The 26,293-nt window shown below is 43.3% G+C and carries 20 protein-coding genes and 1 pseudogene; 19 read left to right on the top strand and 2 right to left on the bottom strand.

Going from position 1 to position 26,293, the window contains the following annotated elements; genetic code table 11:
• Positions 1–40 precede the first annotated feature (40 nt).
• Together HMPREF9243_RS03150 and HMPREF9243_RS03160 are read left to right on the top strand one after the other, a co-directional pair.
• Positions 41–1,042: a nucleoid-associated protein gene (locus tag HMPREF9243_RS03150; protein ID WP_013670137.1), complete on the top strand. Its 1,002-nt coding sequence runs from the start codon at positions 41–43 to the stop codon at positions 1,040–1,042.
• 406 nt (positions 1,043–1,448) lie between these two features.
• Positions 1,449–2,750 carry a folylpolyglutamate synthase/dihydrofolate synthase family protein gene (locus HMPREF9243_RS03160; protein WP_013669966.1) on the top strand — a complete coding sequence of 434 codons (1,302 nt, stop codon included), beginning with the start codon at positions 1,449–1,451 and terminating at the stop codon, positions 2,748–2,750.
• 73 nt (positions 2,751–2,823) lie between these two features.
• Here HMPREF9243_RS03160 and HMPREF9243_RS03165 read toward each other — a convergent pair whose 3' ends face one another.
• Positions 2,824–3,510, bottom strand: coding sequence for a histidine phosphatase family protein (locus HMPREF9243_RS03165; RefSeq protein ID WP_013669027.1), 687 nt, complete (start codon positions 3,508–3,510; stop codon positions 2,824–2,826).
• Between the two features lie 391 nt (positions 3,511–3,901).
• Between HMPREF9243_RS03165 and leuS the strand changes: the two genes are divergently transcribed.
• The 8 genes from leuS (at position 3,902) to HMPREF9243_RS03205 (ending at position 13,235) form a co-directional block, all read left to right on the top strand.
• Positions 3,902–6,316 carry a leucine--tRNA ligase gene (gene leuS, locus HMPREF9243_RS03170; RefSeq protein ID WP_013669405.1) on the top strand — a complete coding sequence of 805 codons (2,415 nt, stop codon included), beginning with the start codon at positions 3,902–3,904 and terminating at the stop codon, positions 6,314–6,316.
• 12 nt (positions 6,317–6,328) lie between these two features.
• Positions 6,329–7,192 (top strand): pyridoxamine kinase, encoded by an 864-nt coding sequence (locus tag HMPREF9243_RS03175; RefSeq protein WP_013668865.1) that lies wholly within the window; start codon positions 6,329–6,331, stop codon positions 7,190–7,192.
• Positions 7,193–7,352: 160 nt separating this feature from the next.
• Positions 7,353–8,117, top strand: coding sequence for an amino acid ABC transporter ATP-binding protein (locus tag HMPREF9243_RS03180; protein ID WP_013669652.1), 765 nt, complete (start codon positions 7,353–7,355; stop codon positions 8,115–8,117).
• Positions 8,117–8,938, top strand: coding sequence for a transporter substrate-binding domain-containing protein (locus HMPREF9243_RS03185; protein WP_013668495.1), 822 nt, complete (start codon positions 8,117–8,119; stop codon positions 8,936–8,938). Before HMPREF9243_RS03180 ends, HMPREF9243_RS03185 begins: the two co-directional genes overlap by 1 nt.
• 67 nt (positions 8,939–9,005) lie before the next feature.
• On the top strand, positions 9,006–9,695 hold the full coding sequence (locus tag HMPREF9243_RS03190; RefSeq protein WP_013669079.1) for an amino acid ABC transporter permease: 690 nt from the start codon (positions 9,006–9,008) through the stop codon (positions 9,693–9,695).
• 3 nt (positions 9,696–9,698) lie between these two features.
• Entirely contained in the window at positions 9,699–10,400 is a 702-nt protein-coding gene (locus HMPREF9243_RS03195) for an amino acid ABC transporter permease (protein ID WP_013669605.1), read from the top strand.
• 33 nt (positions 10,401–10,433) lie between these two features.
• Positions 10,434–11,387: a uroporphyrinogen decarboxylase family protein gene (locus HMPREF9243_RS03200; protein ID WP_013668892.1), complete on the top strand. Its 954-nt coding sequence runs from the start codon at positions 10,434–10,436 to the stop codon at positions 11,385–11,387.
• 135 nt (positions 11,388–11,522) lie between these two features.
• The gene (locus HMPREF9243_RS03205) at positions 11,523–13,235 is read left to right on the top strand and encodes a polysaccharide biosynthesis protein (protein WP_013670027.1); all 1,713 of its coding nucleotides are present in this window, start codon (positions 11,523–11,525) and stop codon (positions 13,233–13,235) included.
• Positions 13,236–13,432: 197 nt separating this feature from the next.
• Here the strand turns inward: HMPREF9243_RS03205 and malQ are convergent.
• A pseudogene (gene malQ, locus HMPREF9243_RS03210) lies at positions 13,433–14,934 on the bottom strand (4-alpha-glucanotransferase).
• A 240-nt stretch (positions 14,935–15,174) separates the two neighbouring features.
• Here malQ and pepV point away from each other — a divergent pair.
• The 9 genes from pepV (at position 15,175) to HMPREF9243_RS03255 (ending at position 26,218) form a co-directional block, all read left to right on the top strand.
• Positions 15,175–16,566 carry a dipeptidase PepV gene (pepV, locus tag HMPREF9243_RS03215; RefSeq protein WP_013668764.1) on the top strand — a complete coding sequence of 464 codons (1,392 nt, stop codon included), beginning with the start codon at positions 15,175–15,177 and terminating at the stop codon, positions 16,564–16,566.
• 1 nt (position 16,567) lies between these two features.
• Positions 16,568–17,347, top strand: a complete 780-nt coding sequence (locus tag HMPREF9243_RS03220) for an RNA methyltransferase (RefSeq protein ID WP_013669537.1) — start codon at positions 16,568–16,570, stop codon at positions 17,345–17,347.
• The gene (locus tag HMPREF9243_RS03225; protein ID WP_013669139.1) at positions 17,344–17,961 is read left to right on the top strand and encodes an HD domain-containing protein; all 618 of its coding nucleotides are present in this window, start codon (positions 17,344–17,346) and stop codon (positions 17,959–17,961) included. Before HMPREF9243_RS03220 ends, HMPREF9243_RS03225 begins: the two co-directional genes overlap by 4 nt.
• Before the next feature lie 26 nt (positions 17,962–17,987).
• A complete protein-coding gene (locus HMPREF9243_RS03230) occupies positions 17,988–18,320 on the top strand; it encodes a helix-turn-helix domain-containing protein (RefSeq protein WP_013669748.1) in 333 nt (110 codons plus the stop codon).
• Between the two features lie 844 nt (positions 18,321–19,164).
• On the top strand, positions 19,165–20,214 hold the full coding sequence (gene pheS, locus HMPREF9243_RS03235; protein ID WP_013669356.1) for a phenylalanine--tRNA ligase subunit alpha: 1,050 nt from the start codon (positions 19,165–19,167) through the stop codon (positions 20,212–20,214).
• An 8-nt stretch (positions 20,215–20,222) separates the two neighbouring features.
• Positions 20,223–22,664, top strand: coding sequence for a phenylalanine--tRNA ligase subunit beta (gene pheT, locus HMPREF9243_RS03240; RefSeq protein WP_041706546.1), 2,442 nt, complete (start codon positions 20,223–20,225; stop codon positions 22,662–22,664).
• A gap of 230 nt (positions 22,665–22,894) precedes the next feature.
• Positions 22,895–24,310, top strand: a complete 1,416-nt coding sequence (locus tag HMPREF9243_RS03245) for an alanine/glycine:cation symporter family protein (protein ID WP_013669678.1) — start codon at positions 22,895–22,897, stop codon at positions 24,308–24,310.
• Between the two features lie 179 nt (positions 24,311–24,489).
• On the top strand, positions 24,490–25,488 hold the full coding sequence (gene pta, locus HMPREF9243_RS03250) for a phosphate acetyltransferase (protein WP_013668758.1): 999 nt from the start codon (positions 24,490–24,492) through the stop codon (positions 25,486–25,488).
• Positions 25,489–25,624: 136 nt separating this feature from the next.
• On the top strand, positions 25,625–26,218 hold the full coding sequence (locus tag HMPREF9243_RS03255) for a DUF4230 domain-containing protein (protein ID WP_013668753.1): 594 nt from the start codon (positions 25,625–25,627) through the stop codon (positions 26,216–26,218).
• Positions 26,219–26,293 lie beyond the last annotated feature (75 nt).

Genomic DNA, 26,293 nt, shown 5'->3' on the forward strand with positions numbered 1-26,293 from the left:
CTAGCTGAGGGAGACTTTTTCATTGGAGGAGAGCAGATTTTTGATTATCAAAGAAGCGATCTTACATATCTATGATCAAAACATTAATCAGGGAGTCATGTCTGAACTTCCTTTAGCCGTTGATAGTAATCATTTATTTAAATACATGAATGCCTTAATTGACAAGGTCTGGGTTACGGATAAGAAGAAGCGGGGAACTTTTCCAGCAGACAACGAAAAATACCAGCAATTTCAAGCGGCTGCAGCAGACTTTATTCTCAATAGCCAAGCATTGGCTATTCAATGGTTTCAATTTATCCAATTAAACTCTGATATTCCTGCGGCCGACTTACTCTGGCTGCGTTTTTCTGATGACCAAGGCGAAGATTACCTGGCAGCTTTTAAACTTAACCACAATGAATCCTATACCCATAACTTGGTCTATAATGATGACAATATTCAAAATGACCTCATTATTCATAAAAATATCCTGCCTTCAGCTAAACAAGCCATTGATGAAGGAATAGTTGTTAATTTAAGGTCAGCCCAATATGACTTGGTCGAAAAGAAGCATGAAATTGAAAGCCTAGGGGAAAAAGTTAATTATTTTACTGAATTGTACTTAAAGGTTCCCACCAAACCCTCTGCCAAGGAAAGTATCCAAGCGATTAAGAAAGCCGTTGAAAAGACGGCTCACACTTATGATGAACCGGTATACCAATCCCTCGCCAAGGCTAAAGATATCCTCTACCATGAAATGAGTGGGGAGGAAGGTTTTTCCAATGAGCGGATTGCTGATTATCTCTATGAAGATAACATGGCTAAGAAACAATCCTATTTGGAAGAAACCCAGACTTTCCCTTTTGACAATGAAATGATGCAAGAAGTCGAAAGCATTCCTACAAAACTCCAAAGGCAAAAATTGAAACTGGATAATGGCATTGAAATCACCATCCCTCTCGACTTGTTCTACGATCCCGACGTCATTGAATTAAGCAATAACCCCGACGGAACAATCAGTGTCACCATCAAAAACATCGAATCCATAAAAAACATGTTTTAAGGAAAGAGAGTGCGACAAGCGCATCAAAGAGCAAGACCTCTGGAAGAAAATGGTGCAAAAATTCTCAAAGAGAATTTATCGCCATTTTCTGAAGAGGATGCTTGCTCTGCGCTTGGAGCAGGTTTGAAACAGAGTGTGACAGTCACATCAAAGGACGAAACCACTGGAGGAAACTGGTATAAGCTCAGCTGTGCTGAGTATTACCAGTTTTGGAAGTGGACGTTCGTCCTGTGACTGGAACAGATTTAAATAGAGTGCGAGCTGACAAAATAAAGCTAAGGCTATCTCAGCACGAAAAAACTTAGTATACTATAAGAGAAAGCAGACTTTTGACTGCTCCTATAACTCAGATAGAGTGAGCAGTTTAATCATTGACCTGGATAAGTGAAAGGATGACCTAAATTAGATGGATTATGAAGAATTTGAAAAAGATTTACCGGTCTTAGAGCGGGGCAAGTGGACCCTGGGATTAGACCATATTCGCGACCTCATGGCGGTCTTTGATAATCCCCAGGACAAATTGCCTACTGTCCATATCGCCGGCACCAATGGCAAGGGCTCAACCGCCTCAATGATAGCTAGAACTCTCCAATTAGCTGGTTATAAGGTAGGTTTGTATACCTCACCATCCTTAGTGAGTTTTAATGAGCGTATTCGGATTAACGGGGAGAATATCGCTGATGGAAAGCTGCGAGCCATGAAAGACTACATGAAGGAAAAACTTGCCGGAACTAAGATTCAATGCAGCGAGTTTGAGTTATTTACCGCCATGGCTTGGTTGATCTTTTTCCATGAAGACTGCGATATTATTGTTCTAGAAGTGGGCTTAGGTGGTCGCTTGGATGCCACCAACCTGGTAAAGAGTCCCTTAGTCAGTGTGATTACTAAGATTGCCTTAGACCATGAAAATATTCTGGGCCATACCATTTCAGAAATTGCCAAGGAAAAAGCGGGGATTATTAAGTACTACACTCCGGTCGTGGTTTACCCCTATCCGAAAGAGGCGATTGAAGTTTTAAGTGCGACTGCTGAACGTCAAGGGGCTCCTTTGAAGACGATTGATACAGAAAGTATTGAGAATATTCACCCGGAAGACCGCCAACAAGTTTTTACTTATAAGGGAGAAAATTATCACCTTAACTTATTGGGTAAACACCAAGTGCTTAATGCCTGCTTGGCGATTGAAGCTTTAGCTGAAATTAAACGAGCTGGTTTTAATGTAGAGCTCAAGCAGATAAAAGAAGCTTTACAGACAGTTTCTTGGCCAGGACGTTTTGAATGGGTTCACCAAGATCCAGAAATTATTATTGATGGCAGCCATAATTTAGATGGGGTCCGGGCCATGCGTCATGCCGTTGAGGATTATTTCCCTAATATTCCCCGCCTAGGCATTACCGGAATGCTAAGGGACAAGGATGTTTACCGGATGTTAGGAGAAGTTGTTCACTTATTTGATGAGATTGTCACCATTACTCCTGATTCAGACCGGGCCATGACCGCCAGTGAACTCACCAAGGCCACTCATATGGTTACAGGCCTCCAAAAGGTAAACACCTACACCGCTCAGAATAATGAAGATGCTATGGCCTATGCCAGACGATGGGCTGACCAACAAGAAGGCGACTGCCTCATCTGTGTCTTTGGTAGCCTCTACCTGGTTGGTGAATTAAGAGAGCTGGTCTTTGAATCCTTTGAAGCCGACCAATAAAAAAGCCGAATGGATCAGTGATCCTTTACACTGATTCATCCGGTTTTATTTTTATAAAAGATCTTTTACTTCTTTAACTCATATTCCACTCGATTAATTCATAGAAACCATCATGGTAGGAAACATGGGCATAGTGACCGTAGTCTAGCACATCGGCTAAGTCAAAATCAGCCAAGACCTCGTGCAGAAAGGTAGAGATCGGGGTATGGTGGGAGATGATGGCGACATTGATTTCGGGTTTCATATGGTCTAGGCGGTATTCTAAAGCCTCATCATGAACCTGCATCATCCCACTTTCTAAGCGATTCCAAAAGGTCATAAAATCTTCAGCTAAGCCTTCAGGATCACGGTGGCTAATGCCATCAATAACATTAGGCACAAATTGTGATTGAGGGATGCCTTCTTCTCGCATGTGGTGGACCATTTCCTGCAAGCTTTCGGGCCAGGCTACTTCGATGGGCTGCCCTTCCATACCGCCGTAATAAATCTCACGAAATTCTTTTAAGGGAGTTGCTATCAGGCCTTGAGGCTGACTCGATAAGAGGATTTGCGCACTTGTTTGACTTCTCGGCATGTCACTAGAGTAGGCTAAATCCAAAGGAATGTTTTTAAAGTGGTCAGCTAAATCGGCCATTTGTGCTCGACCTACCCGGGTTAGGGGGGTATCGGTCCAGCCTTGTACTTTTTCTTGACCAGCCAGCTTGTTTTGGTTGGCTTCGGTCTCTCCATGGCGGATAAAGTAATAATGTATGGCTTGCATCAGATCACCTCCTCTTTTTTATCTTTTATTTATTTTAGCATATATTTTTACTAAAGGTGAGCCATTGCCTGAAAGAAATTCCCAAAGATAAATAAAGTTGCCCCTGGGTCTAAAGCGTGATACAATGGCATAAGTATGAAGACGACTCAGAAGTAGTAACTCGGGCGGAATACTTAGCGAGGATGTGCTTGGTGAAAACATCTTATTCCTAACAGTGAACTCGTCTGATGATTCACACGCAACTTGTTTGCCGTCTCACCTGCGTTAAGGGTAAGAAGAGAGCCAACGTAGGTGGTACCACGATCATTCGTCCTATTTATGCAAGATAACTTGTATAAGGGGGCTTTTTTTTAGGTAAATATTTCATGTTGAAATGGAAGGGGATTACATAATGGCTTATAACCACAAGACGATAGAGAAAAAATGGCAAAAATATTGGAAAGACAATAAGAGCTTTAAAACCTTAGAGGACAAGTCCTTGCCTAAGTTTTATGCATTGGATATGTTCCCCTATCCTTCTGGTCAAGGGCTCCATGTGGGGCACCCAGAAGGTTATACAGCAACCGATATTGTTTCGAGAATGAAGCGGGCCCAAGGTTATAATGTTCTCCATCCTATGGGTTGGGACGCGTTTGGTTTGCCAGCGGAACAATATGCCCTCGATACCGGTAATGACCCCGCCGAATTTACCCAAGCCAATATCGAGGTCTTCAAGAAACAAATTGAATCCCTCGGTTTTTCCTATGACTGGGACCGTGAAATTGACACCACTGATCCAGAATATTATAAGTGGACCCAATGGATCTTCACCAAACTCTTTGAAAAGGGTCTAGCCTATGAAGATGAAATCATGGTTAACTGGTGTGAAGCCTTGGGGACGGTTCTGGCTAATGAAGAAGTGATTGACGGCTTGTCTGAACGGGGCAATCATCCTGTGGTTCGGCGTCCGATGAAGCAATGGGTATTGAAGATTACCGCCTATGCTGATCGGCTTTTAGATGGTTTAGATGACTTGGATTGGCCAGAAAGCATTAAGGAAATGCAACGGAACTGGATTGGTCGTTCTGAAGGGGCCGATGTGACCTTTAAGGTGGCTGATACTGACAAAGAGTTTGAAGTCTTTACCACTCGTCCTGATACCCTTTACGGAGCTACCTACTGTGCCTTAGCCCCAGAACACCCACTGATCAAACAAATTGTCAGCGAAGATCAAAAGCAAGCGGTGGCTGACTATGTTGAAGCTGCCAGCCATAAGTCTGACTTAGAACGTACCGATCTCGCTAAGGAGAAGACTGGGGTATTTACTGGGGCTTATGCGGTTAACCCACTCAACGGGGACAAGCTCCCTATCTGGGTGGCTGACTATGTCTTGGTTTCTTATGGGAGCGGTGCCGTTATGGCTGTTCCTGCCCATGACCAAAGGGACTACGAATTTGCTAAGCAATTTGACCTTCCAATTAAAGCCGTTATCGAAGGCGGCGACCTGGAAAAAGAAGCCTACACTGGCGATGAGGTCCACATTCATTCAGAAGAATTGGATGGCCTGGTTAAGGATGAAGCCATTGAAAAGGCTATTGAACTCTTAGAGGCTAAGGGAGCTGGCCAAGCCAAGACCTCCTACCGTCTCCGCGACTGGGTTTTCTCTCGCCAACGCTACTGGGGGGAACCTATTCCTGTCATCCATTGGGAAGATGGGACCACTACAGCCGTTCCTGAAGCAGACTTACCAGTGCTCTTACCTGAGGGCAAAGATATTAAACCTTCTGGTACCGGAGAATCTCCTCTGGCTAACTTTGATGATTGGCTCAATGTCTATGATGAAGAAACAGGTCTCCACGGTAAACGTGAAACCAATACTATGCCACAATGGGCAGGATCCAGCTGGTACTATATTCGCTTCTGTGATCCTAAGAATAATGAAGAACTCATTAGCCAAGAAGCCGCTAACTATTGGATGAATGTTGACTTATATATCGGTGGGGCAGAACACGCCGTGCTTCACCTCCTCTACGCCCGTTTTTGGAATATGTTCCTCTATGATTTAGGTGTTGTTCCCACAGAAGAGCCTTTCCAAAAACTCTTTAACCAAGGAATGATTCTTGGCGAAGGTCACGAAAAGATGTCTAAATCAAAGGGCAATGTGGTCAACCCTGATGACATTGTTGAACGTTACGGGGCAGACACCTTACGTTTGTATGAGATGTTTATGGGACCTCTGGATGCCTCAATTGCCTGGAGTGAAGATGGCTTAGCGGGGGCTAGACGCTTCCTAGAAAGAGTCTGGCGTCTATTTGTGGATAGCGAAGACCAATTACGGGACCGCATCACTACTATCGATACCGGTGAATTAGATAAAGTCTATAACCAAACTGTCAAGAAAGTCACTGAAGACCTGGAAAAATTACACTTTAATACAGCTATTTCGCAAATGATGGTCTTTGTTAATGAAGCGAATAAGGCTGAAAGTATTCCTTACGATTATGCCAAGGGCTTTGTCCAATTACTGGCTCCAATTGCTCCTCACTTGGGAGAAGAATTGTGGCAACGTCTAACTGGTGAAGCTGGAATTTCATATGTGCCATGGCCAAGTTACGACGAAAGCCAATTGGTCGAAGAAAGTATCGAAATTGTTGTTCAAGTGAACGGTAAGATCAAGGAACGTCTCCAAGTGGCTAGTGGCCTTAGCCAAGAGGAATTGAGTCAAGCAGCCAAAGACTCTGACAAGGTCCAAGCTGCCATTGCTGGTAAGGACGTTGTGAAGGTGATTGCTGTTCCAGATAAATTGGTTAATATTGTGGTCAAATAGGAAGGAAATTGCATGAAGAATATTTTAATCGTCCATGATATTTCCTGCTACGGTAAGTGTTCTTCAACGGTAGCCCTCCCCATCTTATCCATGATGGAATTAGCGGGGACCTTACTACCCACCTCACTTTTGTCAACCCATACGGGGCCAGGCTTTGAAGGCTATACCTATCTGGATCTCAGTGAAGAAATGGCTAAGATTGTCGATCATTGGCAATCTTTTGGATTAAAATTTGATGCTGTCTATGTGGGATATTTGGGGAGTATTGAGCAGATTGATTTCTTAATTGACAAGCTCCCCCAATTAATTAAAGCTGGTGGAAAAATTTATTTGGATCCCGTCATGGCTGACCAGGGTAAATTTTATCCTGGCTTTGATGAATCTTATGCCCAAGCCATGCGGAAACTATGTGATATCGCTGACGTCATTATGCCTAATCAAACCGAAGCCTCCTTTATCTATGACTTGCCCTATCAAGAAGGCTTGGCAGGTTATCAGGCGGCTAAGGATTTAGCTGCCTTAATTAACCAGAATAGCGATCATCCTACTTCACTGGTCCTCACTGGGGTAGGCTATGATGGCGGCCAGAAAACGGGCGCCTATTACTATGATGCAGATAGTAAGTCTGAAGGCCTGCTTCAAGCAGATTTTGTTGGTGGTCATTTTCATGGAACGGGTGATATCTTTGCTTCGATTTTCGTCGGTGCGAGTGAAAATGGTGCTTCTTTAAAGGACAGCACAACCTTAGCAGTAAATACCCTGCCAAAGATTCTCCAAGCCTCCATTAACAATCCCAATATCCAACAAGATGGACTGGACTTTGAAAAAGCTTGCCCGGATTTGAACCATTTTGTTCATAATTTGAAAGATAAATAGGAAAAACCAAAAGCGATTAACTCGGAAGGAAGCCGTGCAAGGGTTAATCGCTTTTTACTTGTTTCGAAAAAAATTCTTGAAAATGAGCAATTTATTTTTTATCAGGAAAAAGTGTGTTAGACTTATTACTAACAAAAAATAAGTAAATGGAGGGAAGACTTTGCTGCGCCTAGAGAACATTCACAAAACTTTCGCTGATAAGGAAGTTTTAAAGGGGATCGACCTAACCGTCAATGACGGGGAAGTGGTTGCTATCATTGGTCCCAGTGGTACCGGGAAAACTACCTTATTAAGAACCATTAATTTCCTCGATCCCGCTGACTATGGAAATATCCAGCTTAATGACTTGACAGTGGCAGCTGGCCAAGCGACCAAGCAAGAAATTACTGAAATCCGCCGGCGAACGGCTATGGTTTTTCAAAATTATAGTCTCTTTAAAAATAAAACCGTTTTAGAGAACGTGACAGAAGGTTTAATGACCGTACAAGGCAAGAGTGCTGAAGCGGCTGAAAAAATCGCCAAAGCGGAATTAGGCCAGGTGGGCATGTTGGATCATTTAGACAAGTATCCCAGCCAGTTATCTGGTGGCCAGGCCCAGCGCGTAGGGATTGCTCGGGCAGTGGCCTTAAAACCAGAAATTTTACTTTTAGATGAACCAACCTCGTCATTGGACCCAGAACGGTCAGCAGAATTGCTGAAGATTCTACAAGAGATTGCCCGAACCGGTGTTACTATGTTGATTACTACCCATGAAATGGATTTTGCTAAATATGTTTCTTCCCAGGTCGTTTTTATGGAAAATGGGGAAATCGTTGAATCGGGAAGTCCCCAACAGATTTTTTCAGCAGCTAAGGAAGCCCGGACGCGAGACTTCGTCAATAAAATCCAGCATCCCTTTTTAGCAGAAAGTGAGGAGAATAACTAATGAAATCATTAAAGACTTTTATCATTGTACTAGCAGGCCTCTTTTTAGCAGCCTGCGGGAATAACCAAGGCGGATCCGAATCCGGAGCCAAAACCGTGACTGTTGCGGTTGAAAATGCGTCAAAGCCCTTATCTTTTACCGATGAAAAGGGGAATTTAACCGGCTATGAAGTTGAGCTGATCCAAGCCTTAGATGAAGCGATGCCGGAATATAATATTAATATTGAAAGTGTTGACTCTGAAGCTGCTCAGGTAGGTTTGGAAACGGGACAATATGATTTTATCGGTGGGGGACTCTATAAGAACCCTGAACGTGAAGCCATGTACCTCTTCCCAGAAAGACATACCGGAGCCAGCGTTATCGAAATTTACAAACGCGCTGATGATGACTCCATTCAAAGTTTAGATGATTTAACCGATAGGAAAGTCCACCCGGTTACTCCGAATGGGGGAATCTTTAACTTATTAACCGCTTATAATGAAGCTCACCCTGACAATCAAATTGATATTCAATTGGGTGAATCTGGCTCTTTTGCGGAACGTTTCCAAGCGGTTGACAAGGGTGAATCGGACGCTGTTGTAATGCCATCCAATCTGGGTGCCGATCAAATTATCGAAGAATTAGGCTTAAATGTGAATACAGCTGACCAACCTGTTCAAGTGAAAGCTACTTACTTTATGATTGCCCCTGACCGGGAAGATTTAAAAGAAGCTCTGGATAAGGCAATCCAACAACTAGCGGATGAAGGCAAATTACAAGAACTTTCAGAAAAATGGTATGGAAAGAACATTTTCGACTATGAAATCAGTGAAGAAAATTAATAGTTGTCAGGCGACTAATCAGTTAATAACCATTAGTCGCTTTTCTTTGTAATAAAGGAGTTGCTTTATGGATTTTGGATTTATTATTAATATACTCCCCACCCTCCTAAAGACCTTACCGCTAACTTTGTTTGTTTTTGTAGTTGCCTTAGTTGGGTCCTTATTGCTGGCTGTTATTGTGGCCAGTTTACAGGTGAAAAAGATTCCAATAGTCGACCCGTTATTAAGGATATATTCCTCTTTTATGCGGTCGACCCCAGGGATTATCCACCTTTTTGTGGCTTATTATGGGATTCCTTTTGTTTTACGTCCCTTTCATATTTCACTGGGGACCAATAGCCAGGTGACGGCAGCGATTATAGCCTTGGTGGCTTATAACGGGGCCTTTATGGCTGAAATTATTCGTCCTGCCTATCTGGCTGTCGGCCAAGACCAAAAAGAAGCGGCTCTGAGTTTGGGGATGATTGCCTGGCAAAGAAATTGGCGGATTATTTTCCCACAAATTATACCTATTGCCTTACCATCGCTAACGACAGCTGTCATCGACTTATTAAAAGATACCTCCCTACTTTTCCTTATTGGTTTAGTCGATTTGATGGGGCAGGCAGAAATTATTATTGCCAATAACTACGGGCTTTACCAGGTGGAAGTCTACTTTGCTATTGCCCTCATTTATTGGGCCATGTCATCATTATTGATCTTAATCAGTAAGTTGCTGGAAAATCGTTACGCTATGATTTGGAGAAGGGAGGACTAGGCCATGCGCTTTGATCTTAATATTTTATGGGACACCATTTTAGTGGTCTTACAGGCGGTCCCCCGGGTCCTCTTATTAGCCCTGGTTGTCTTAATCTTGGGGATCGGCTTAGGGTCTTTAATTACCTTAGTTAGACGTCGGCGAATTCCGATTGTTAACCAATTGTTAGAAATTTTTATTTCTTATATGCGGGGCGTTCCCCTCATTGTACATCTATTTATTATCCGCTATAGTTTACCAAATGTAGCGGCTAGTTTTATGAACCTGCTTGGTTTTGGTATGGAGCCTAGTGAGTTTCCCAATATCTTGCTCATTATTGTTGCCTTTACCTTATTAGAAGCAGCCATTGAGTCGGAGAATATCCGTGGGGCCCTCAATGCGGTCAGTAAGGACCAAGTGGAGGCTGCTTTATCTATCGGAATGACTAAAAAGCAAAGCTTACAACGAATCATCTTTCCTCAAGCCTTAACAGTTGCCATTCCACTCTTCTTAAACGCTTATCTGAAGGCCATTAAGATCCAGTCCCTAGCCTTCACCGTGGGAGTGGTTGACATTCTTACTCAAGCCCGCTTTGCCGCCGCCTTGTCCTACCATTATCTAGAATCTTACCTGACAGCGGCTCTCGTTTATTGGTTAATTTGTGGCCTCTTGCAGGTTGTCTTTGACCACTTGAGTCAGAAGATTTCATTTGAGAAAGGAGTCTAGCATGACAGACAAGAAAAACTTTTAAAAGCCTTCATGGCTAAGCAAGTAACGGACTACACACCATTCTCTGCTTGGACTCATTACCCTGAAATTGACCGAGAGCCCCAGACCATCAGCCAAGCCACTTATGATTTTGCCCGCCAGTTTGACTTAGATTTTATCAAAACCATGAGTAATGGTATGTATACGGTGGAAGACTATGGCGTCGACCTCGATTTTTCGGCCATAGCCAAGGGTGGGGTGGCCCAGGTTAAAGCGACTCCTATCCATTCCTACCAGGATTGGCGTGAGGTCCCTGACTTAACCGTTGACCAGGCCCCGGCCTTTCAAAGAGAGTTAGAACATTTGGAGCGCTTAGTGGAATTGACCAAGGGAGAGATTCCTCTTGTGGTCACTGTCCATAGCCCTTTAACTACGGCTAATAAGTTATGCCAGGGTCAGATTGACCAATACATGGAAGCGGATGGGGAAGGCTATCTCATACAAGCTCTAGAACGCTTGACGCGGCCGACTATTGAATTTGTTCAATTAGCGCTCTCTAAGGGGGCAGACGGGATCTATCTGGCCAGTCAAATGGCTTCCCATGATAAGTTGAGGACTCAGGCCTATCAAAAATATGGAATCCCCTTTGATTTGAAAATTATTGAAGCAGCGGAGTCGGGTTGGTTAAATACCCTTCATATTCACGGAGCGAATATTATGTTTGACCTTCTTAAGGACTACCCGCTTCCGATAATTAATTGGCACATTGGTGAGTCTAAACCCGAATTAGAAGAAGGCATTCAGGAAACCGATAAATTCATTATGGGTGGCTTACGTCGGGAGGCTATTACCCAAGAGGATTGGCCAACACTTAAAGACCAGCTTGTTCAAGCCAAGGCTATTAATCAAACAGACAATCGTATCCTCTTAACGCCAGGCTGTGTGATCAGACAGCCCTTTTCCGAAGAGACTTTAGCGTGGCTTAGAGATTTAATCAGAAGCTAGGAGATGAGGATTCCTTAACTCCTTAAAGTCCTTAAGTTTACTTAATGAATCCAGGCCTAAATTGAATTGGGTAAAATTATTGATTAGAATGGATGAATATGAACAAAAATTTTACGTTAGATTTGGGGTAAAACTATGAATGATAATGAGAGGAGCCAGTCTATTCTCCAGGACCAGCAATCCAAGGAGAAGCTCAATGAAGGGTCGGCTTGGATGTCCATTGCTAGTGTGTTTTCTAGAATTCTTGGTGTCTTATATATTATTCCCTGGATGCATTGGATTGGAGACCCACAAGTCGGTACCGAAGCCAATGCCCTCTATGGGATTGGCTATAATTATTACTCGATATTCTTAGCCATAGCCATCGCTGGGGTGCCAGCCGCGATCTCTAAGCAAATGACCAATTATATGGCTAGAGGCCAGTACCAAACTAGCCAGCGACTCTTTAAAAGCGGCACCGTCATGATGTTAGCGACAGGAATGGTAAGTGCCATGGCGCTTTATTTCCTGGCTCCTTTTCTAGCCCAGGGAAAGCCGGCGCGAAACGTAGAAGATGTTATCTTAGTCATCCGCTCCTTAGTGCCTGCCTTGGCCTTGATTCCCTTGCTATCGATTTTGCGGGGTTATTTTCAGGCCTATTTAGAAATGAAGCCCAGTGCGATTTCCCAGGTTACTGAGCAGTTTGCCCGCGTCATTTATATGTTGGCGACGGTTTATCTGATTCGTGTGGTCATGGATGGCAGTGTCGCTAAGGCGGTCAGTCACTCCACCTTTGCTGCCTTTATTGGGGCAGTCATGGCGATTGTGACTTTAGCCTTTTATTACTTCAAAAATCAAGACAAATATGCAGTTCCCGCTGGTCATGTGGACAGTGATTATGTATCCACCCGGACGCTCTTATTTGAGATTGTCCGCATAGCGATTCCCTTTGTGATTACGGGCTCGATCATCGAAATGGTCAACCTCATCGATATGAATACCTTCATGCCAATCATGCAAAGGGTGAGTGACCTAGGAGAAGGGCAGTTAATTTATGAATATGGGGTATTTAACGCCAATGCCCGCCGGGTGATTCAAATTATTATTTCTTTTGCTACGGCGATTTCCTCAACTACCGTACCCGTGGTGACCGATGCCTATACCCGCGAACTGGCCAAAATCCGGGCTCGCTCGGTTTACGATGACCACTTAAAACCCGTTTTTGACCATACTTGTGATGTGGTCTTACATAGTATCCACCTTTTCACTTTAGTGATGGTGCCAGCTGCGATTGGTTTAGCCGTACTCGCTGCCCCAGTCTACCAGTTGCTTTACGGAATAAATGACCCCTTAGGTGAATTTTACTTACAAATTTCTTGTTTGATGGCTATTCCTATGGGGCTTTTCTATGTTTTAGTGATGACCTTGCAGTCTATGGACCAACAGAAAAAAGCCATCTTTGGGATTGTTTTAGGCCTAGGAATTAAATTGTTGGTCCAGTTTCCGCTCCTGGCTGTTTGTGGCAGCGAAGGAGCCATGTATGCTTCAATACTGGCCTTTATCTTTATGTGTGCCTTCTACCTGGCATGTATTTATAAGCGGATCCAGTTTAGCTTTTCTGACTTAGCTGGACGGATCTGGCCAGCCCTCAAGGTAGTCCTGATTATGGGACTAATCAGTGAAATAACTTATCAAATTCTTCACTGGATCATTCCAGAACCCAATAAGTTAGGCGCTTTTGTGATGGTTATCCTTGTCGCTTTAGTCGGAATTTGGATCTATTTAATTGGTCTCATCAAATCTCAACAATTAGAAATTATCCTAGGTCAAGATAAAGCACAAAAATTACGTCAGTATTTACATTTATAGAGTGAGGCACAAAAAAAGGAAGTGTGACAAAAGTCAAAAGAGCCCTGAACCACTGGAGCGAACTATGGTAGATAGTTGCAAAACTATCGCACATAGTTCGTGAAGTGGACGTCAGGGCTGACTTTTGGAGCACGTTTTGAGTAGATAGTTCGTGTTTTAAAAAGAGCCTGGGACTTTTGTCCCAGGCTCTTTTGTCATTAAGGAAAATTTTTAATTATGGGTAGGCGGTGGTAGAGTCTGGTCAGGCTATAAAGGTCCTTGACCAAGCTGTACGTTAAAGCGGTAGCTGACATCCGCCATTGCCAGTTATCTCCTAAGGTAGAGGGGGTATTTATCCGGGCCTGGTCATCAAGATTTAAGAGGTCTTGCATGGTATAGATGACTGTTTGACTGCAAGAGGCGGCTAGGGTTCGGTTTAACATTTCCGCGACACTCTCCGCTTTCTGTCGCCCACAATAGGCATCAATATAGTAGCGGCTGACAGCGTCTTGGCCTAGATACCAGCCCAGGGCCGTTTGGTTGTCATGGGTTCCTACATAAGCAACGGAATTTTTATTGAAATTGTGGGGGAGGTCAGAAGAATCTTCACCAGAAAAGCCAAATTGCATCACATGCATACCGGGAAAACCGGTGACTTCTAGTAAGTCAGCAACTTCTTGGGTCAGAAAGCCCAAGTTTTCTGCGATAATGTTGACAGCTCCTAGGGCTTCTTTGATGGCTTGGAATAAGTCAAGGCCTGGGCCTTTGACCCATTTGCCACTGGCTGCTGTCGGGGCGCTAGCTGGTATCTCCCAATAGGCTTCAAAGCCCCGAAAATGGTCAATTCTTACCATGTCATAGAGCTTGAGGCTGGCTTGAATTCGTTTGATCCACCATTGATAATTGTCCTTAGCCATGGTCTCCCAATCATAGATCGGATTTCCCCATAATTGTCCATCAGAAGAAAAGGCGTCTGGAGGACAACCCGCGACTACTTGGGGCTGACCACTTTGGTCAAGCTTAAAATAGTGGGGCGTTTGCCAGACCTCGACACTATCACTAGCCACATAAATGGGAATATCACCAATCAGATAAATGCCTTTTTGATTGGCATAGTCCTTTAGGGCAAACCATTGCTTAAAGAAGAAATATTGACTGACATAGTGGTAATTGAGGCTGTTTTTTCTTGGGCTAGGATTGCTTGCAAGGCCTCGCCATCCCTAGAACGGATGGCTTCAGGCCAGTCGTTAATTGGGCTTAGGTCATAATATTCTTTTACCGCCATAAATTCAGCAAAAGGCTGCAGCCAGTCCTGATTATCCTGGATAAAAGTCAGATAATCAGGATCGCTGTCGGTTTGCTCAAGAAAGCTAGCGACGGCCTTTTCTAGGATTGGGCGCTTATGATAAAAGATTTTGGCATAGTCAATCTGTTCGGGATTGTTGCCCCAGTTGATGCCTTGATAGTCGTCGGCTTCAATTAAGCCCCAATCGACTAGGTTTTTTAAGTCAATGAAATTGGTGTTACCAGCAAAGGCAGAAAAGGATTGGTAGGGGGAATCCCCATAGCTGGTTGGTCCTAGCGGCAGGATTTGCCAATAGCTTTGCCCAGCTGCTGCTAGGAAGTCCACAAATTGATAGGCGGACTTTCCTAAGCTGCCAATCCCTTCCGCATTAGCCAAGGACGAAATAGGTAAGAGCACACCACTTGCACGTGTCATAGGCTTTTTCTCCTTTAATTAAGATTAAACTTATTATAGCAAAAAGGTGGAAAAGAATAACTTTTTCCTTTTCTTTAAGGGGTGATTGCCGTCTTGAGGTAAGCAGGAAAGGCTAGATTAAGAAATGGTGATCAAGCTTGTTCTTGAATATAATTTAGTTAAAGAGAAAGAAATATTTACTCCCTTAGCCAAGACAAAGGCTCTTGTGCTATAATGTAGCCAATTGGAGGGATGAAGAAGATGACGATTAATTGGCAAGAAGAAGTTGCAAAAGTAAAAGACGACTATCTTAACGATTTATATACTTTACTGAGAATTCCTAGCTACCGTGAAGACGATAAGGCGACGGAAGAAGCACCGCTAGGCCCTGGTCCTAAGGCAGCCCTAGACGCTTTCTTAGCCATGGTGGACCGTGACGGTTTCACCAGTAAGAATGTTGCCAACATGGCGGGGCGCTTTGAATTTGGTCAAGGCGATGAAATTTTGGGGATTATTGGTCACTTAGATGTGGTTCCTGTCGATGATTCTTGGGAAACTGATCCTTTTGAACCAACCCTCATTGATGGTAAACTCTATGCCCGCGGGGTAAGCGATGACAAAGGTCCAATGCTAGCAGCCTACTACGCCTTAAAAATTATCCGTGACTTAGATTTACCCGTATCGAAAAAAGTTCACTTTATTGTCGGAACGGATGAAGAAAGTGAATGGAAGGGCTTGACCCGTTACCTGGAAACCGAACCCCTACCTGACTTTGGTTTCTCACCAGATGCTGAGTTTCCGATTATTAATGGGGAAAAAGGAATGTATTCCACCACCTTGAAATTTCCTGCCTTAGAAGGGGCGATTGAGTCCTTTGAATCTGGTATTCGGGAAAATATGGTCCCAGGGGATGCTGATGCGGTTATCAAGGGCTTTGACCTTGAAGAAGTCCAAGCCGCTGCTGAAGAATTCCAAGCTAAACAACCGGTTAGCTTGACAGTGGAAGCCAGTGCGGACAATAAGATCCACCTCCACCTCCACGGTCGGGTATCTCACGGTGCCTTCCCTGAAGCTGGAGAGAATGCGGCGACTTACCTGGCTTTATTCTTAAAGAACCTATCCAGTGATTTAGAAGGCAATTCCTATATTAGCTTCATTGCTAACCTCTTGCACCAAGACTTCAAGGGGCAAAAGACCGGGATTGACCACCATGATGAAGTGATGGGAGACTTATCCTTAAATCCAGGTGTCTTTGGTGCCAAGGATGGCCAACAATTTGTGACCTTGAATATTCGCTTCCCTCAAGGGCAAAGTTTTGAACAATTGGATAAATCATTTAGTCAATTAGGTGACCAATTTGGCTTTGCTCAAGAAATCGGGACTTCTAACAAAGTGCCCCATTATGTTCCTGGGGATGACCCATTGGTGCAAACCCTCTTAGAAGTTTATGAAGAACATACTGGTATGGAAGGCCACGAAGTTGTTATTGGCGGTGGAACCTACGGCCGTTTGATGGAACGGGGCGTTGCCTTTGGAGCTGAATTCCCAGATGAAGTGTCTACCATGCATGAGCCTAATGAAGTCCAACGCGTTGATCGCCTCCTCTTAACCATGGCGATTTATGCGGATGCGATTTACCGCTTGATTAAGTAATATGCTAACTTCAAAAAATAATCCTAAAATTAAGTCCGCTAAAAAATTATTAAGCCGGCGGGGAAGGGAAAAGGCTGGCCAGTATCTCATTGAAGGTCCTCATCTTTTAGAGGCTGCCTTAGAGGCAGGGGCTGACCTAGCGGAAGTTTTTCTTACTCCTGAACATGAAGCCGACTTTAAGCTGGCTAATCAAACCCTGATCAGTCCTGAAATTGCTTCAGAACTATCTGATACTCAAAGGGACCAAGGGGTCTTTGCGGTGGTCAATCGAGACCAAAAAGCCTCTTTAAAACCGGCTTCCCCTGCAGTCCTGTTATTGGATGGGGTTCAAGATCCGGGAAACCTGGGCACCTTGATCCGGTCGGCAGATGCCTTTAATTACCAAGATATCTACCTAGGTAAGGGTACTGTTGATCCTTATAGCCCTAAGGTGGTTCGTTCTATGCAGGGCAGTCAATTCCATGTTCGCCTCCACCAAGTGGTTTTAGAAGAAGCCATGGCCAGTTTGAGGAAAGCAGGCTATTGTTTAGCGGCGACCGAATTAAATGATCAAGCGCAAGCTTTAGAAACTTATAACTTGAAAAAACGCCAAAAATGGGGCATTATTTTAGGTAACGAAGGAAATGGTGTCCGACCAGAAATCATTGCAGCGAGTGATATTAGTCTCTATATTACCATGCTGGGTCAGGCGGAATCATTGAATGTCGCCATTGCTGGCTCGATCGCTATGCACCACTTCCTTCCCAATGGATCAGTAGGGTCAACAAAAGAAAGGACATGAACTTATTGACAGAAACTAATTACCCTTGGGAAAATGACCGTGACTATTTGGCCTTAATCGATGATATTAAAGACCATGAATTTATTACCGATTTAGGTCTGTTTCGCCAACATATTTATGGGAATCGTTTAGTTCATTCTTATTCTGTCAGTTATTATAGTTATAAAATTGCTAAGCGTTTAAACTTAGACTACCGTTCAGTCGCTCGTGCGGGTTTAATGCATGATCTTTTCTACTATGATACGAAAGAAATGACATTCTCAAAAGGCAATCATTTCACCAATCACCCTTATATTGCACTAAAAAATGCAGAAGTCTTAACCGACTTAAACGAAGTTGAACATGATATTATCATTAAACACATGTGGTTGGCTACTTGGCAACTTCCTGCTTATCCAGAGTCATTTGTGGTGACTTTTGTGGATAAATACTTAGCATCGACAGAATATTTAAGACCTGCATCTAAGATATGGCGGGATAATTGCCAAACTTTCTGTAGTCAACGCATCTTTAATCCTCTAAACCAAACTATTAATGAGCGCTTGCTAACGCCATTTAATCGCTTGAGAAGAAAATATTTTCCGAAATTAGCAGAAAATAATAAGAAAAATTAACTTTATATAAGAAAGGAAGTGACCGCTTGAGTGAACAGCACATTCCTTCTCTGTGTCGCAAGTTTGAGCAAGGTTTCCAATTACTAGGAAAGAAATGGAATGGTTTAATCATTCAAAGCTTACTCAAAGGCCCACTTCGTTTTTCTGAATTACGTGACCATATTGATGGGATTTCCGACCGGGTACTGACCGAACGGCTAAGAGAACTGACCTGCTTAGGAATCCTTGAACGGGTGACACAATGTAGTGATTGCCACAAATATACTTACTATGCCCTAACTCAAAAAGGCCAAGACCTTGAAACCGTCTTAACCTCATTGCACTCGTGGTCAGATGAATGGGTCGAGTTAGATAAGTAAAGGTGTGACAAGCGCAAAAAGAGGGGAGAGAGCTACGCATACTATAGCTGTAACTCGCTTTGCTTCGAACAGCTATAGCAATTGGAGGAAGTGCGCAGTAAATCCTCAAAGAGGATTTGCAAGGGCTTCTGAAATAGAACTCACCTCGCGCTTAGAACACGTTTAAAAGAGTGCGACAGTCACAACAAAGGACGAAACCGCTACGCATACTATAGCTGTAACTCGCTTACGCTTCGAACAGCTATAGCAACTGGAGAAAACTGGGATTAGCTCAGTTATAAGGATGTGAGGACGCCGCTAAAGGCTTGAATTGCTGGAGGAAAATACCATAAGCACAGGAATCTGTGCGTTGGAATTTTCTGAAGCAACTTCAAGTCTGGCCTACGAACTCAACTAGGCTGAGCGTTGCCAGTTTTTGAAGTGGACGTTCGTCCTGTGACTGGAGCATTTTTAATAAGGAGACTGGATATCAAGTCCAGTCTTTTTTACCTCGGTTAGATTACTTATTGACGAAAGTGACTTTAACGGCTACAATTATCCTTAATGAATACGTTGATAGAAGACGGTTCCTTATCATAGCCTGTAACAGGAAGAGAAATCACCGATTGAAAGTTTCTTACAGGTAAGCGGGGAATTTTTCACTTCTGGAGTAGGTACCGGGCGACAGCAGTCAAAAGGTACCACGACTGGGCTCGTTATCGCCTGAAATGAAGGGTTTATTCGGTTTTGTTAAGCAAACTGAGTAAAAACTAGGGTGGTACCGCGGTCTCTCGTCCCTATTGGGAATGAGAGACTTTTTTTGTGGAAAAATTCTCACATAATCGTTATAAAAAGGAGTTTAAGCATGGATATAATTAGCAATTTACAAGCAATTGAAGGGCAAATCGCTGAAGAAATTCAAAGCATTTCTAGCCTCGATGATGTGCAAGCTATTCGCGTGAAGTACCTCGGGAAAAAAGGGCCGATCACCGAAGCTTTGCGGCATATGAAAGATATTGACCCCAGTGAACGCCCTAAAGTAGGGGCCTATGCCAATGAATTAAAAAATAAAGTGGCTAAAGAACTCGACCAAAAACAAGCTGTTTTAGAAGAAAAAGCACTTAACCAAAAATTAATGGCGGAAACCATTGATGTGACCCTGCCTGGTAAGGAACAAAAATTAGGCAGCCAACATGTGATTAGCCAAGTTATGGAAGAAATTGAAGACCTCTTCTTAGACCTTGGTTATATCATTGTCGAAGGGCCAGAAATCGAATCGGACTACTACAACTTTAAACGGATGAACTTACCAGAAGATCATCCAGCCCGTGACATGCAAGATACCTTCTATATTGAAGAGAATAAGGTGCTTTTACGGACCCATACTTCACCAGTCCAAGCCCATGCTATGGACCAACATGATTTCTCTAAGGGCCCCTTGCAAATGATTAGTCCAGGTAAGGTTTATCGCCGGGACTCTGACGACGCCACCCACTCCCACCAATTCCACCAAATTGAGGGACTAGTGGTTGATAAAAATATCGGCCTCTCAGACTTAAAGGGAACCCTGGAATTGTTTGCCCGCCATCTCTTTGGGGCAGACCGACAAGTGCGTCTACGTCCCTCTTACTTTCCATTTACCGAACCTTCTGTTGAAATAGACATCTCTTGCTTTAAATGTGGTGGTCAAGGCTGCAATATTTGTAAGAAAACCGGTTGGATTGAAATTCTCGGTGGGGGCATGGTCCACCCTAATGTCCTAGAAATGTCAGGGATTGATAGTGAGGAGTACAGTGGCTTTGCCTTTGGACTGGGACCAGACCGGGTAGCTATGTTGAAATACGGGATTGAAGATATCCGTCATTTCTACCAAAACGATCTTCGCTTTATTCATCAATTTCAAGAAAGAGGGTAATGACTGACATGTTAGCATCACGTAATTGGTTAAATGAATTTGTAGATATTAAAGATATTCAAGATGAAGCTTTAGCAGAAGACTTATCACGGACCGGTCTGGAAGTGGATGGTTTGAACCAAGATTTTTCCGGCTTGAAAAAAATTGTCGTTGGCAAGACTTTGACGGTGGAAAAACATCCCAATGCAGACAGCTTGCACGTTTGCCAAGTAGATGTCGGCCAAGAAGAGCCCTTACAAATTGTGTGTGGCGCGCCTAATGTGGCAGCTGGTCAGAAGGTTATCGTTGCTTTACATGGGGCACGCGTTGCCGGTAACCAAAAGATTAAGAAGGGAAAATTGCGCGGACAAGAGTCCAATGGGATGCTCTGCTCTTTACAAGAGCTCGGCTTCAGCGAAAATGTGATTCCCAAAGAGTTTGCTAATGGGATTATGATCTTACCGGAAGATGCTCCCTTAGGCCAAGATATTAAAGACTATTTACACTTAGAAGATACGGTCTTAGACCTCGATATCACCCCTAACCGGGCTGATGCCCTATCCATGCGGGGCGTCGCTTATGAATTAAGTGCCATCTATGACTGTCCTATTGACATCAACACTTATGATGACCAAGCCTTTGAAGCGGGAAGTGATTTAAGTGACGAGGTCACTGTTGAAATTTCTGATAGTGAGCTCTTCCCTCACTACACTGCTCATTTGGTTAAGGATGTTAAAATTCAAGCCAGCCCGATTGAGGTACAAATCCGCCTCATGAAAGAAGGTATCCGTCCGATTAATAATGTGGTTGACGCAACCAACTATGTCTTATTGGAATACGGCCAACCCCTTCATGCCTTTGACTATGATAAGTTGCAATCTAAAACCATTGCTCCTCGACTAGCTAAAACCGGGGAAAAATTAGTGACCTTAGACGGTGTGGAAAGAGACTTAACTGATGACGACTTAGTCATTACTGACGGCCAAGAGCCCATTGCCCTAGCTGGAGTGATGGGGGGCTTGTCTACTGAGATTGATGACAATACTACCAATGTTTTGATTGAATCAGCCATGTTTAACTCTTCCCATATCCGCCGCACAGCCAGACGCTTAGCCCTTAGAAGTGAGTCGAGTTTAAGAAATGAACGTGGCTTAAATATCGCCACTATCGATGAAGCCGGCGCCTATGCAGCCCAATTGATGGAAGATTGGGCTGGTGGACAAGCGGTTAAGGGACGCTCCCGGGTATCTCATCTTGACGTTAAAGATAAAGAAGTGACGACCAATTTAGCTTACATTACCAGTCTCCTAGGTATGGAAATCAGTTTTGAAGAGGTCAAAGAATCCTTTAGACGGTTGGGTTTCCCGGTTGAAGGTGCCGCTGATGAATTTACCGTGTCCGTTCCTACTAGACGTTGGGATATTTCCATTCCAGCTGACTTAGTGGAAGAAGTCGCTCGTATCTATGGTTACGATAAGATTCCTTCCCGAATTTCACCCGTCCAACCGGTGAAAATTGGCTTAAACGACTGGCAAAAATTTGAACGTCAAAGCCATCGGACCATGGAAGCACTAGGCTTTGACCAAGTGATTTCTTACAGTTTAACCAGTGAGAAGAAACTTGATGTCTTACAAGTCCAAGCCCATGAAGCCGTAGCCTTGGATTTCCCAATGAGTGACGAACGCCGTTATATGCGGACTAACTTGCTGACCAGTCTATTAGATATTGCCCAATACAACCTAGCTCGTAAGGTGAAGGACGTCCAAATTTATGAAATTGGAAGGGTCTTCTATGATGACGAGATAGAAGATGACCTGCCTCGTGAAGAAAGCCATCTAGCAGCCCTGTGGACGGGTGATGTCGAAGGGGATAGCTGGCAAGGCAAGGCCCAAGCGGTTGACTTTTATGATATGAAGGGGGCAGTGGAATCGCTACTGGCTTCTTACAATTTAGCTGGGCAAATCCGTTACCTACAAAGTACCGACTTACCGGATACCCATCCGGGTCGGACAGCCCTTGTACAAGTGGAGGACCAAGGAGAATGGCTAACCATTGGTTACTTAGCCCAACTCCACCCTCAAATTACTAAGGACTATGACCTCAATAACCAAAGTTTCGTGGCTGAGTTTAACTTACAAGCCATCTATGACTTACCAGAGCACCAAGTCATCCAAGAACCCCTGGCAAAATATCCAAGCATTAGCCGCGATATCGCCATGGTTGTGGCTGAAGAAGTGAGCCATGCTGAAATTGTAGCAACCATTCAAAAAGCAGCCAATAGTTACCTGGTTAATGTTAAACTCTTTGATATTTACCGTGGTGAACATATCCAAGACGGGCAAAAATCGGTAGCTTACCAACTCACTTATCTGAACCCAGAAGCGACTTTGGTTGATGAAGAAGTCAATGAAGATTTTGCTAAGGTCAAAGCAGCCCTTGCTAATGACTTACAAGCAAAAATTCGTGATTAATATTCAATCATCTAGCTACTAAGCAAGTGCCAAGGGCGTGGCAGTAAAGCTAACATTGCTAATAAAGACTATCTTTAAAGAACCTTGATAAGTCAAGGTTCTTTTTTTGGCGGGTGATTTAAATTTAAAACGATGTCAAAAATCATTACAAAAAACCATTGCTATTTATCGGCCTTTTCGCTAATCTAGTAAGGTAAAAACTTTTAATTGATAAAAAGGAGCTGACTTCAGTGACTGAACAACTGATTAATTTTCTGACACCAATCAGCAATGTCCTTTATTACCCGATTTTAATTGTCTTGCTTTTGGGAATTGGTCTTTATTTTACCTTCCGCACTAAGGGGGTCCAAATTAGAGATTTTAAGGAAGCAATTGGGGTAATTATGGAAAAACCCGAAAAAGAAGATTCGGTATCTTCATTCCAGGCCTTAATGGTTTCAACGGCTTCGCGGGTGGGAACTGGGAATATTGTCGGTGTCTCAACAGCCATTTGTTTAGGTGGCTATGGGGCGGTCTTTTGGATGTGGCTAGTGGCTATTATTGGCGGTTCTTCGGCCTTTATTGAATCTACCCTAGCTCAAATTTACAAGAAGAAAACCCCAACAGGAGATTCTTATGGGGGCCCCTCCCATTACATTGAAACGGCCCTCCATAATCGGGGATTAGGCATTATCTTTTCCGTGTTTTTAATTTTGACTTACGCAGTTGGTTTCAATATGCTGGCTGCCTATAATTTACAAGACTCTTTTCAAGTTTATGACTTCTATCATGCTCAATGGACGCCTTTAATTGTTGGTGGGGTCTTGGCTTTGGTGACCGGTTATTGTATCTTGGGTGGAGGCAAACGGATTATTTCCTTCACTAGTTTTTTAGTTCCCTTTATGGGGACCATTTATGTTGGGGTCGCTTTGATTATGATCCTCTTTAACTTGAATTACCTGCCCACCATCTTTACTTTAATTTTTAAGGATGCCTTTAACTTCAAGGCCATCTTTTCAGGGATTGCTGGGTCTAGTATGATGTATGGAATCAAGCGTGGTCTCTTTTCTAATGAGGCAGGGATCGGTTCAGCCCCTAATGCAGCAGCATCAGCCCATGTGTCCCATCCGGTTAAGCAAGGGCTGGTACAAATGATTTCGGTCTTTATCGATACCTTGTTAATTTGTTCAGCAACCGCCTTCATGTGTTTAAGTTCAGGAATAACCCCTGCAGAAGAATTATCTGGAGCGGCCTACGTCCAAGCTTCCCTTGCAACCGTCTTTGGAAACTTTGGGAATATCTTTATTACGGTATCACTCATGCTCTTCGGTTTTACGACTTTAATTGGGAACTTATATTATGTGGATAATAATATTGCCTATATTTTTAAAGGCACGCCAAGACCTGGGATTATGCGTCTCTTTAGAATCTGTTTCATCTTGGTGGTCTTCTTAGGAGCCTTACAAGAATCGAGTTTGGCGTGGATGACTGCAGATATTCTAATGGCCTTGATGGCTTTAATTAACTTACCGGCCATTTTACTGTTAAGTAAGCAGGCCATTGCCGCTTTAAATGATTACCATAAGCAAAGAAAAGCTGGTAAAAATCCTGTCTTTAGAGCCAAGGATATTGGCCTAGATTCACAAAAATTGGATTTCTGGCAATAATCTAGGATAAATCATTATATTGATGAAATTGTGAGCGCTTCTCCAGCTGCCGATTCTATTCGTAATAGGCAAGCTGGAGGGGCGCTCCTTTTCTTTGTACTTTTTGCATATGATTATTAGAAACGCTCATTTTATGGTAAACTAAAATTAGAATCTAAATAATTTATGGAGGTAGAGAAATGGCTTTATTTGATGAATTAAAAGCAAAAATTAAAGGAAAGCAAACGCGTATCGTTTTTCCAGAAGCTACTGATGAACGGATTCAAGGGGCTGCAGCTCGCTTAAAAGCTGACGACCTATTAGTTCCTATTTTAGTGGGTAACCCTGATGAAATTCATTCTCAAGCTAAAGACCGCGGCATTGACCTATCTGGGATTGAAATCGTAGACCCTGATAACTATGATGCTTATGAAGAAATGGTCCAAGCCTTTGTTGAACGTCGTAAAGGCAAGGCTACTGAAGAACAAGCCCGTGAAATGCTTAAAGACGTTAACTACTTTGGTACCATGCTCGTCTACATGGGTAAAAGTGACGGTTTAGTTTCAGGAGCTGCCCATGCGACTGGTGATACCATACGTCCTGCTTTACAAATCATCAAGACTAAGGCCGGGGTAAAAAACGTTTCTGGCGCTTTCTTATTGACCCGTCCAAAAGAAGACGGCAGTGAAGAAAAATACATGATGGGGGACTGCGCGATCACCATTAGTCCAGACGCTGAAACTTTAGCGGAAATTGGTTTAGTGACAGGGGAAACCGCTAAATTATTTGACGTGGAACCGGATATTGCCTTCTTGTCATTCTCAACCAAGGGCTCAGCTTCATCTCCAGAACAAGAAAAAGCTGCCCAAGCAACTAAGATCGCTCAAGAAAATGCGCCTGAAGACTTCAACGTTGATGGTGAATTACAATTTGACGCGGCTCTCGTTCCAGCTGTTGGGGAAAAGAAAGCCCCTGGGTCAAAAGTAGCTGGCCATGCCAAAGTGCTTATTTTCCCAGAAATTCAATCAGGAAATATCGGTTACAAAATTGCTCAACGCCTCGGTGGCTTTGAAGCTATTGGGCCTATCTTACAAGGAATGGCTAAGCCAGTAAATGACCTATCACGTGGCTGTAACGAAGAAGATGCCTACAAATTAGCTATCGTTACTGCCCTACAAGCAGGCTTAAACGAAAACTAAGACTGAGAAGAGATCACGATAAATATGAGCCCTTGCCCCAAGGTAAGGGCTTTTTATCGCTATAGGTTTAAGCAAGCATTAAAAAGTGCTATTGACAGACTTTTTGCTATAATGATTATCAGAAAAGAGGGAATATATGCGACGATTTAAGAAATTTTTAGGGGTCCTAGTGATCATCTTAGGATTACTAGCGGTTGCCTTTATTGGCGGTCATTATCTCGGTAAGCAGGATAGCCAAACAGAAATTACTTCGGAATTAGTGGGTAACCGCCTAGAACAAGCCAAGGAGTTAACCACGACCAAATACTTCTACACCAATACGGCTTCCTTTGAAAACCAAAGAAAATTCTATAACTGGAATTTGCCCTTCACCACAAAGAAATTTATTGTTTCCTATGACGGGGTGATCCATGTCGGAATCGATCTCAGCGCTATTGATGTTAAGGTTCAAGACCAAACTATTGATGTCACATTGCCTGAGGTGAAGATTCTCTCCCATGATATCGATAGCGATTCGGTCAAGGTCTTTGATGAGGAGGCATCGATTTTCAATAAGATGACGGTGGATGACTATGCTAATTTCACCAATGAACAAAAGAAAGCCTCAGAAGAAGAAGCCAAAGACAAGGGCTTATTGGAAGCTGCCAAGCAAAATACTGAAAGAACCATCAAAGAAATATTAAATATGGACCCCACCATTCAGGAAAACTATACGATCAATGTCCATTAAAGATTGATGAAAAATCCAAGCGCTGCTTTTATCAGCCTTGGATTTTTTACTTTACAGGGGACCTTTATTTAGATT

The sequence above is a fragment of the Aerococcus sp. Group 1 genome, assembly GCF_000193205.1.
Lineage (GTDB): Bacteria > Bacillota > Bacilli > Lactobacillales > Aerococcaceae > Aerococcus > Aerococcus urinae_A.